Raw genomic sequence first — 9,426 nt, 5'->3', positions numbered from 1 at the left:
TCAAAGAAACGAAAGGTAGCGAAGAAAAAGAAAAAGCCGCAAAGCGGGCTGCATAGCAAAGCGAAAGTAACCTACATTTGTCTTCAATGTCATACAACAGAAGAGATTCCGCTGAATGTCGTTCGGAATTTCGATGCGATGGATGATGGAGATCCAACCGTACCTCCGCAATTCAGCTGCGAAGAATGTGGAGGAGGCATGTACCCGGAATATTACGAGGGAATTCATGGTTACGAGTACAGGATTAGCGATGTAAGAAAATAGCCGGGTATAAGTTTTTCTCCCACACCCGGCCATTTTACACGTATGAACTCAGTTGAACGAACTTAAAAGGACGCCGCCAGGCGTTTTTCTTATTTGCCAAAAAGTACGATCCCGGCCAAAAAGTCCAAAAGGGGCTCGTTCGATCGCCTGGGCGCGGATCAAAAATGTGCGATTGCCGGCAAAGGCCCCTGCGGCTAATCTGGAGAGCGACGACACTCAAGGGAACGCGGCATAGCGACAACCCCTGCGGCACGCAAGGGACAGGGACCGCATCGTCGCTTGCGCGCCCGGGAAGCGAAAGGAGGAGGGAGGCGTTGCATTCATTTCATGGGCAGACCGCCCGGAATGATTCGAGCCGTGCGGCGGTTCAACTGGAGAAGCTGGACCGGGGGCTGGTCGCCGCGGCGACGGCGGAGGGCGTATTCCTGAGCTGGCGTCTGCTGCGGCATGAAGCGACCGGCTATTCGGAACGCGGGCTGACCGGAGCGGACTTTCACGTCTATCGCGACGGGCGGCGGATCGCAGCGGTCCGGGACAGCACCAATTATTTGGACCGCGGCGGCACGCGCAACTCTACGTACGAAGTGCGGGCCGTTATCGGCGGGCGGGAGACGGACCGGAGCCGCGGGATCAAGCCGTGGGACGGCGTTTATGGCGAGCTGCCGCTTCGGAAGCCGGCCGGCGGAGTGACGCCCGCGGGCGAGGCTTACGAGTATTCGGCCAACGACATGAGCGCAGGAGACGTGGACGGTGACGGGCAATACGAGTTTATCGTCAAGTGGGACCCTTCCAATTCGAAGGACGTGTCGCATTCCGGCTATACGGGTCCGGTCTATATCGATTGCTACCGGTTGGACGGAACGCTGCTCTACCGGGTGGATCTCGGGCCGAATATCCGCGCGGGGGCGCATTATACGCAGTTTCTCGTGTATGACTTCGACGGAGACGGCAAGGCGGAGCTCCTGTTCAAGACCGCGCCCGGCACGCGGACGATCCGCTACGACGCCAAAGGCCGGATCGCATCCGAAGCCTACATTACGATGCTTCCGGAGGATGCCGCGGCCGGCTTCAGCCATCGGGACGACTACCGGATGAGCAGCTCCGACTATTACGAGCATGTGGTGCGCCTGTTTATGAGCTGGCATGCGCACGAGGAGGTCGTTGCCGGACGCTGGCCTGCCAGTCTGGAGGAATGCTTCGGCATCGAGAGACGGTACGCTTACCCGCTCGCCCGCGAAGACGCGGAGCGGTTGGCGGACCATTTTTTCGACGTATACGCCCCTTCCCGGAGCAGCCGCAACAACTTGCGGGCGTTCGAAGGCTTCGTTCTGCAGGGACCGGAATATTTGACCGTGTTCAAGGGCGAGACGGGCGAGGAGCTGGAGACGATTCGCTACAAGCCGGGCCGGCACGACGACGGGCTCCTGTGGGGCGACTACGCCTGGAACCGGATCGAGCCCGGCAACCGGGTGGACCGCTTCCTCGCCGGCGTGGCCTATTTGGACGGGCGGAAGCCGTATGCGATATTTGCGCGCGGCTATTACACCCGGTCGGCGGTCGCCGCTGGCCGTCATCGTTGTCGGCACGCTTCCCATTCTGCTCGTTTATCCGTTCCTGCAGAATCATTTTGCCAAAGGAGTCCTGATCGGCTCGGTCAAGGGGTAGACGGATTGCGATACGGCAAGACCCGGACATACCTATTCCAAAAAGGGGGGGGCAACCATCGCCGGCTGCGGAGGCAAGGACAATACGTCGGCACCGTCCGCCGGATCGTCGGGACAGGCGGCTTCAAGCGAGGCGCTCGATCTGAGCATCATGCTGCCGATCTTCAAGACGAACTATCCGAAGGACGACGGCCCCGTTACGACGGAGATCGAGAAGCGGAAGTTATGGAAGGAAGACCGCAAGACGGACGGCTGGCTGACCATTATCGAGACGCTTCGGGGCTGGGAGGAGGACGCGCCGGACTACATTTTGGCCTATCGTCGGGGCGGGGGCGTTTTCCCGTCGCTGTATGACGGGAGAATGGAGGCGGTAGCGCAGTTTCCGCTGGACGGCTACGCCGTTCATGCCGATCTGTGCGGGAGCGGGACGGAGCAGGTCGTCATCTATACGGATGACGAGGCGCACATTTACGCCAGCCGGCCGCTCGATCTGCGGACCGCGCGGTTCGCAGGCCCGCTGCCGCAGCCGAAGCGCTTGTCCCACTCGACGCTGTATCCCGGCGGGGAGGTTCCTTTGGTCTAGACGGCGGAGGGGCGGCGGAGTTTTGGAGGAGACGGGGTGGAGAGAGGAATCAGATTCCTCACATTGGCCGGAAAGCAATGGATACCGAACCAAAAAACCGGAGACGCACATGTGCGCTCCGGTTTTTTGGCCCGAAAGCCTGTTAAACGACGCTTCCGCCGAACAGGAAACGGTATTCCCAGGCGGTGCCTTCGATCGAATCGATGCGCACGCCGCCGCTTTTGACCGAATACGTCTGCAGCACTTTGCCGTCGCCCAAATATAACCCTACGTGGGTAATGCGGGCCGACGATTTGTCGATGCCGGAGTAATCGGACTCCTTGGACCCGCGGTAGGACATGAAGAACATCAGGTCGCCGCGCTTCAGTTGGTGCCAATCGGTTACCACGTCGCCGCGCTCCTTCACATACTCGCCCTGCTTCCTGGAGTCGGAGGGAAGGTCGATGTTCAGCGCCTCCCGGAATATCCATTTCGTAAAGTCGGAACAGTCGAACGTCTTGTCGTTGCTGCGATCGGACCCGAATTCGTACGGGGTCCCCAAATATTTCATGCCCACCGCAATCACTTTCTCGATATCGCCGGAAGCGGTTTGCCCGCCGGAACCCGCATCGGCTTGCTGCGTTCCGCTCGAATCGGAACCGGACTGCGCTCCATTCGAAGCGTTATCCGACTGCGTTCCGCCGGAACCGCCCTCCGACTGCTGCGTATCCCCCGAGACACTTCCGTTTGCACCCGCACCGTTCGCACCATTTGCCGCGTTATCGTTTGCCGAAAAATCGGCGTTGTCTCCGTAGTCGCTATCCGTTTGATTCCGCGTTTTCTCATGATTATTGTAAGAAGACTTCGGCCCCGTTTTCGAGAGCGGCCAACCTTTGACCGCGGCCGACGCCTTAACCGCATGGCCTCCGAAAGCGCCCGCCGCCATTCCGCAAGCGAGCAAAAGCAATCCTAGTCGTTTGATCATACGATCGCACCTCCTATTAGCTTGTATACCTACGCTAACATAGGTGCGCAGTTGAATAAAACCCTCAAAACTTGCCATCGGCGCCCGAAGTCTTGCGGCCGTAGGGCCGCGAGGCGGTAAAGGGACTCGACCCCGGTCTAGGTTCAAAAACGTGCGCGGGTCCGTTATGCCCCAATGTCGTTCCGTTTAGAATGGAAGTGTGAGGTCAAGATCACCGGTTAACGACGCGAGACGCGATCGAAAGCCGGATCAGCGAAAAGAGGTGAGGAACCGTTGAAAAAAGGAAACGGATTGGCCGTCGTACTTATCGTAATTGGCATACTGCTGCTCTTCGGCAAGCTGGGCCACCTGTTCGGCTTTATTATATCGCTTCTCATTCCGGTGCTCGTCATCGGCCTGGGGGTGATGGCATGGCAGAGAGGCAACCGGATCGTCGGGGGCGTCCTCGCGGTGATCGGCGGATTCATGCTGCTGGGCAAGCTGTCCGCGATTATTTTCTGGATCGCCGTGATCGGCTTGATCGTATTCGGAATCTCGATGCTGGGCAAGAAGTCGGCTCGGCCGTAGAGCCAGGATAAGGAGGCAAAGGAATGAGCGTCATCAAACGGGTTCGAGACATGACAGTGGCTACACTGAACGACCGGCTCGAGAAGTCCGAGGATCCGGTTCGCCTGATCGATCAGTTTCTCTGGTCGACCCATCAGGAAATTATCCAAAGCGAGCAGTTGCAACGGCAATACGCCGCTCATACCGATCATTTGCTAAGGCAGTGGAAAGAGGCCGAGCAGTGGAAGGAACGGCGCGAGCAGCAAGCGATGACGGCGCTCAAAGCCGGCGAAGAAGCCGCGGCGAAGCTGGCCCTGCAGGATAAAATGGCCCATGAGGAAAAGGCGGCCCGCTACCGGGAGCTCTACGAGCAAAGCCAAGGAGAGCTGAACGAGCTGGAACAGCTGCTCCAGGAGCTTCGGGAGGAGTACCGCGCCGTTTACGACCGCCGTCAATTTTACGTCGCACGCATGGAGTCGATTCGACTGCAGCAGCGGCTGAACGCCCGGTTCGGATCGGGCGCGGCGAGCAGCCCGGCGACGATGTTCCGCAAGCTGGACGATCGGCTGACCGATCTGGAGCTGGAATCGAAGAGCTTGCGCGACCTGCGCCGGATGGGCCAGGAAATGGTTTATCACGCGGGAACGGTCGTTCACGAAGCGATCGAAAGAGAATTGCAGCAATTGAAGCGCAAACTGCAACAAGGGGGTTAAACGATGCGCAAACTGTATACTTCGTCCCGCGACCGTAAAATATTCGGCGTCTGCGGCGGCCTGGCCGAATACTTCGGCGTCGACGCGACGCTGCTCAGGATTCTGCTGATCGTGGTCGCGGTCTTCTCCGCAGGCTCCGTCGTCCTCGTCTACATTCTCGCCGGATTTATCATCCCTCGCGAGCCGAGCATCGGAGGCTTCGGTTCCGGCCCTTTCGGCGGCGAGCCGGTGCCGCCCCGGAGATGGAGCGGCGGCTATAACGGCTGGACGCCGCCGCAGCAGACGCCGACCTGGACGCCGGGAACGCCGTGGCCGGGACCTTCTTCGGCCCATACCGGCTCGACCGGACCGGCACGGCCGGGACCGGCGCCGTCTCAGGCGGCTCCGGCAAGCGCAGCCGCGCCCGAGCTGGACGCCATGATGGACGATATCGAGAAGAAGGCGCTGAAGCGCGAAATCGAAGAACTGAAAGCCCGCATCTCCAAATTTGAACAACAATCGAAAGGGGAATAACGACCATGGGAGTATTTCAACGCGTAAAGGATATGACGAAAGCTTCGATTCACGAATTGCTGGATAAGCTGGAAGATCCGATCGTCATGCTCAATCAGTATCTCCGCGACATGGAGACGGAAATTCACGAGGCGGAAGTGACCGTCGCGAAGCAGATGGCTTCCGAGCGCCGCCTGAAGCAGCGGCTGGACGAGGCGGCGCGCATCGCCGTCGAACGGGAAACTCAAGCGGAACAAGCGCTGCGCGGCGGCAACGAAGCGATCGCCCGCAAGCTGCTGGAGGAGAAGGTATACTACGATCAGCAAGCGGCCGATCTGTTGGGGCTGCACGAGCAAGCCAGCGCTCAAGTGAGCGAACTGACGACGCAGCTGCATGAAATGAAAGAGGAGTACTACAAGCTTCGCAACAAGCGCAACGAGCTGTCGGCCCGCGCCCAAATGGCCAAAGCCCGCAAACAATTGGCTCAAGCGAGCTCGCTGCATACGATCGAGAGCGGCGGCGCTTCCCGCGGCTTCCAGCGCATGGAAGAGAAGATTTTGCAAATGGAAGCGGAAGCCGACGTCGCCCGCCTGCCGGGTTCGCCGTTCCGCTCCGTGACGACGCCGGTGGATGCCGAGAAAGCTTTCCGCGTCGAACAAGAGCTGGCTGCGCTGAAGAACCGCCTGCAGCCCCCGGTTTCCGCAGAATAACCATTGTGCCGGGCGAAGCGGACGAGCGCGAAACGGCCGTTTGCGGCCAAGGGAAGATATGGTATGCTAACAAAGGTGCGTCCAGGCCCGGGCCATAACGGATTCGTTCCGTTATGGCTTTAGCCGTGAAGCGACAGAGAACGCGCGAGGAGGTGTCGGTCCGACGTGAAGCGAATTTCCAACCATGCTCTATTGTTCATCGGCGCCGGACTTTACCTCGCTCTCGGGGGGCTGGCGGGTTACGCGACGGTCAACGCCATTATTCTTCTCTGGCTCGGAATCGACCGATTCCGCTACGACCGCAACCGGTTCGCCGTCATTCTTATCGTCATCTGCGCGCTGGTGCTGGTCGTCAAGCAGATCGGTCTGATGATCGTGCTCATTCTGATCTCGCTCGGCATTTATTATTTAAAGGCGAAGCCGCATCACACCGGGCCGATCGCCAGAAGGCACCGCTTCATGCTGAACATCAGGCTGGACAGACAGCCGTGGGTGCTGAGGTCGTTCAGTTACTGGCACGCCTTCGGAGAGGTGCGCATGGACTTGTCCATGGCGGTGCCCGAAGAGCGGGAGACGACGATCGTGCTCCAAGGTCTTGTCGGAGACGTCGATTTGATCGTGCCCGAAGATTACGGACTGGAAGTCGAAGCGTCCGTCATGCTCGGGCAAGCGGGCTTGAACAGCCGGATGGAAGGCGGGTTTTTCCACCGGGCGCAGTGGCGCACGCCCGATTATGACGCCAAGGAGCAAAAGGTGAAACTGCAATTATTTTATCTCGTAGGTAATATCAGAATCCGGCCGATCTGAAGGGGGAATGGGAAATGGTATGGCGACATATCGGCGAGTCCGTCTTGTTCTCCCTCGGCGTCGGCATTTTGATCGTTTACTTGCTGCAGAGCCAGGGGCTCGCCGCTCCGTTTCACTCTTGGTCCACGATTGTCAGCTTCGGCTTGTCCGCGGTAGGCGTGCTCATTGTGGCCGGAGCCGCATACGGCTTCTACCGCAGCTATCCGCTCCGCAACCGGATCGACCTGCTCAGGGACGCCATGCTGATGCTGGAGAAGGGGAGCCCGGTTCCGCAGTTGCCGTACATGGGCAAGGACGAAATCGGCCATCTGGCGGAGCAGCTGTCCCGGATCAGCCGCAAGTGGGAAGAGCAGGTGTCGAGCCTGCAGCGGCTGTCGACGAACAATACGGAGCTGGCGGCCAAGGCGCGAATGAGCGCCGTCGTGGAGGAGCGACAGAGGCTTGCCCGCGAGCTGCACGATGCGGTTAGCCAACAGCTGTTCGCCATTTCGATGACGGCGACGGCGGTAGGGCGGACGCTCGATCACGACTTCGACAAGGCGAAGCGCCAGGTCAAGCTGATCGAGGAGATGGCCGCTGTGGCCCAGTCGGAGATGAGAGCGCTGCTGCTTCATCTGCGGCCCGTGCATCTGGAGGGCAAGAAGCTGTCGCAAGCGATCCCGGAGCTCGTGGAAGAGATGCGGGCGAAGGTCGCCATGGAGATTACGCTCGATATGGACGAGGACTTGCAGCTCGGCAAGGGAGTCGAGAATCATCTGTTCCGGATGGTTCAGGAGGCGATGTCCAACACGCTGCGCCACGCGAAGGCGACGAGAATGGACATTGCGCTTCAGAAGCGCGGGGAGACCGTACGGCTCGCGATCAAGGACAACGGCGTCGGCTTCGACGTGCTGGCCAAGAAGCAGACGTCCTACGGTCTGGTCAGCATGGAGGAACGGGTCAACGAGCTGGGCGGCTCTTTGAACGTTGCCAGCGCACCCGGCAAAGGAACGAGAATCGAAATTCGCGTGCCGATCTTAGCGGAAGAGAGAGGGTGGGAAGATGGCGGAGCAGCAGCCGATTCGGGTACTGTTGGTTGACGATCACGAGATGGTGAGAATCGGACTCGCGGCCGTTCTCGACACGGAGGACGGAATCGAGATCGTGGGCGAGGCGGGCAACGGGCTGGACGGCCTTCGTCTGGCCAAAGCCTACAAGCCCGACGTGGTGCTGATGGACCTTGTCATGGAGGGCATGGACGGCATCGAGACGACGCGCAAGCTGCTCGAAGAGCAGCCGGATTGCCGGGTCATCGTCTTGACGAGCTTCCTGGACGACGAGAAGATGTACCCTGTGATCGAAGCCGGGGCGTTCAGCTATCTGCTTAAGACGTCGCGCGCTTCCGAGATCGCCGACGCCATTCGGGCGGCGGCCCGCGGCCAGTCGGTGCTCGAATCCCAGGTCGCCTCCAAGATGATGAACCGGTTCCGCAAGCCTGTCCAGGTGTCCTCCCTCCCTCACGAAGACTTAACGGAACGGGAGATGGAGGTTCTGCAGCTGCTTGCCCAGGGCAAGTCGAACCAAGAGATCGCCGACGAGCTGTTCATCGGCATCAAGACGGTCAAATACCATATGACCAATCTGTTCGGGAAGCTCGGCGTGGAAGACCGCACGCAGGCGGCCATTTACGCGCACCGGCACGGGCTGGCCGAATAATCGAACAGCGGGCGCAGAGCCTGAACGCGGATCGGGAATCCGTTGTTCGGGCTTGCTTTATTTCGTCGGGCCCGCGGTTCTCAAGCTTTGCGGTCGAGCAGAAGGCCGGGCGGGGGCTGCAAGTCGTTCCGCGAGCCGGCTGCGGTGTACGTGACGAAGAGCGGAGCTTCCTCTTCATTCAGGAAAGCCTGTCTGACGGCGGCGGGAACGGGAGGCTCGGAGCGGAAAGGTTGCGCAGGCTGGGCGGCGTTTTTCCTGCGTCTGCGGGATGAAGCAACGGGTTCTTCTTCGATGAACGGAAAAGGAGCATACAAAGGCGGAATCGGCTCGACGGGGGAATTCGTTCGGACGGGACGCCACCACATGCGGCTGCCTCCTTTTCGCATCCGGATTACCATTATTTTACCACAAAAGGGGCGGCGTGAAACGGATTCCCGCTGCCCGCGTTCGGCCGGGACGGCGGCGGCCTGCGGCGGGCAGCGAACGGACGGTAGCGGAAGCGGGCGGATCGATTGCCGCTTACAGCAACAGCACCGCTTCTATCGGCTCCATCGGCAGAACGATGCTCGGGCCCGCTACCGGAGCGAGGCCGAGCGAGCCCCATTCGTTCAGAGGGGCGCCGACATTCTCGGCCGCTTGGCCGGCGCTGTCGCTCCGCACGTTCGCCTTGCGCGGGGCGCGCTTTGCGCCGCCTTTGCGGGCGCGGCGCCGAGCCGGCTTACGGACGGAGTTCGCGGGAGGCGCATTGAACGGGTCGTCTTCAAGGTCTCCGTTCAGCACGACTTTCCCCTTGGAGCAGCCCGTGAGCAGCCCGAAATGCCGGGTGCCGTCGTTCATGACGACGCATACGGGGAGACCCTTGAACGGGAGCAAATGCTCTTCGTCGATGGGCACGTTGGGTTCCAACATAGCTTCCACCCCCTTGGGAAATCATCTAAACCAGTGTATTCACCCGGAGGACGAATGCGTATGGACACGAACCCATTTT

12 protein-coding genes and 2 pseudogenes are annotated in these 9,426 nt (G+C 60.2%); 11 read left to right on the top strand and 3 right to left on the bottom strand.

What is annotated here, in order from left to right; all coding sequences use genetic code 11:
- The 4 genes and pseudogenes from G485_RS30740 to G485_RS31390 all read left to right on the top strand — a co-directional run.
- Positions 1-264: hypothetical protein (locus G485_RS30740; protein WP_205620159.1), on the top strand; the 264-nt coding region annotated here is incomplete at its 5' end.
- Positions 265-578: 314 nt separating this feature from the next.
- Positions 579-1,850: pseudogene (locus G485_RS28130) on the top strand (rhamnogalacturonan lyase family protein); the annotation flags it as partial.
- Positions 1,825-1,929, top strand: a pseudogene (locus tag G485_RS30295) (ABC transporter permease); the annotation flags it as partial. The pseudogenes G485_RS28130 and G485_RS30295, both read left to right, overlap by 26 nt.
- Before the next feature lie 360 nt (positions 1,930-2,289).
- Positions 2,290-2,511 (top strand): hypothetical protein, encoded by a 222-nt coding sequence (locus tag G485_RS31390; RefSeq protein WP_027094702.1) that lies wholly within the window; start codon positions 2,290-2,292, stop codon positions 2,509-2,511.
- A 142-nt stretch (positions 2,512-2,653) separates the two neighbouring features.
- On the opposite strand, the gene G485_RS29625 is transcribed toward G485_RS31390, so the two are convergent.
- A complete protein-coding gene (locus tag G485_RS29625) occupies positions 2,654-3,475 on the bottom strand; it encodes a C40 family peptidase (protein ID WP_027094701.1) in 822 nt (273 codons plus the stop codon).
- A gap of 273 nt (positions 3,476-3,748) precedes the next feature.
- Here G485_RS29625 and G485_RS0124380 point away from each other — a divergent pair, with 273 nt between their 5' ends.
- From G485_RS0124380 to G485_RS0124350, 7 genes are all read left to right on the top strand, one after another.
- Positions 3,749-4,042 carry a LiaF transmembrane domain-containing protein gene (locus G485_RS0124380; protein WP_027094700.1) on the top strand — a complete coding sequence of 98 codons (294 nt, stop codon included), beginning with the start codon at positions 3,749-3,751 and terminating at the stop codon, positions 4,040-4,042.
- 23 nt (positions 4,043-4,065) lie between these two features.
- Positions 4,066-4,734 carry a PspA/IM30 family protein gene (locus G485_RS0124375; RefSeq protein WP_027094699.1) on the top strand — a complete coding sequence of 223 codons (669 nt, stop codon included), beginning with the start codon at positions 4,066-4,068 and terminating at the stop codon, positions 4,732-4,734.
- Between the two features lie 3 nt (positions 4,735-4,737).
- The gene (locus tag G485_RS0124370; protein WP_027094698.1) at positions 4,738-5,247 is read left to right on the top strand and encodes a PspC domain-containing protein; all 510 of its coding nucleotides are present in this window, start codon (positions 4,738-4,740) and stop codon (positions 5,245-5,247) included.
- A gap of 5 nt (positions 5,248-5,252) precedes the next feature.
- Complete coding sequence (locus G485_RS0124365; RefSeq protein ID WP_027094697.1) at positions 5,253-5,936, top strand: PspA/IM30 family protein; 684 nt, start codon at positions 5,253-5,255, stop codon at positions 5,934-5,936.
- Positions 5,937-6,101: 165 nt separating this feature from the next.
- Entirely contained in the window at positions 6,102-6,743 is a 642-nt protein-coding gene (gene liaF, locus G485_RS0124360; protein ID WP_027094696.1) for a cell wall-active antibiotics response protein LiaF, read from the top strand.
- Between the two features lie 14 nt (positions 6,744-6,757).
- Positions 6,758-7,822 carry a sensor histidine kinase gene (locus G485_RS0124355; RefSeq protein WP_027094695.1) on the top strand — a complete coding sequence of 355 codons (1,065 nt, stop codon included), beginning with the start codon at positions 6,758-6,760 and terminating at the stop codon, positions 7,820-7,822.
- Positions 7,785-8,438 carry a response regulator gene (locus G485_RS0124350; RefSeq protein ID WP_027094694.1) on the top strand — a complete coding sequence of 218 codons (654 nt, stop codon included), beginning with the start codon at positions 7,785-7,787 and terminating at the stop codon, positions 8,436-8,438. The genes G485_RS0124355 and G485_RS0124350 overlap by 38 nt, the downstream gene beginning before the upstream one ends.
- Before the next feature lie 80 nt (positions 8,439-8,518).
- On the opposite strand, the gene G485_RS0124345 is transcribed toward G485_RS0124350, so the two are convergent.
- The gene (locus G485_RS0124345; protein ID WP_027094693.1) at positions 8,519-8,803 is read right to left on the bottom strand and encodes a hypothetical protein; all 285 of its coding nucleotides are present in this window, start codon (positions 8,801-8,803) and stop codon (positions 8,519-8,521) included.
- 154 nt (positions 8,804-8,957) lie between these two features.
- Complete coding sequence (locus G485_RS0124340) at positions 8,958-9,347, bottom strand: hypothetical protein (RefSeq protein WP_027094692.1); 390 nt, start codon at positions 9,345-9,347, stop codon at positions 8,958-8,960.
- Between the last annotated feature and the right edge of the window lie 79 nt (positions 9,348-9,426).

Origin of the sequence: Cohnella thermotolerans DSM 17683 (assembly GCF_000429825.1) — a bacterium.
Taxonomy (GTDB): Bacteria; Bacillota; Bacilli; order Paenibacillales; family Paenibacillaceae; genus Cohnella; species Cohnella thermotolerans.
The sequence above is the reverse complement of the archived record's forward strand: the minus strand, read 5'-3'. Positions and strand labels throughout refer to the sequence as shown.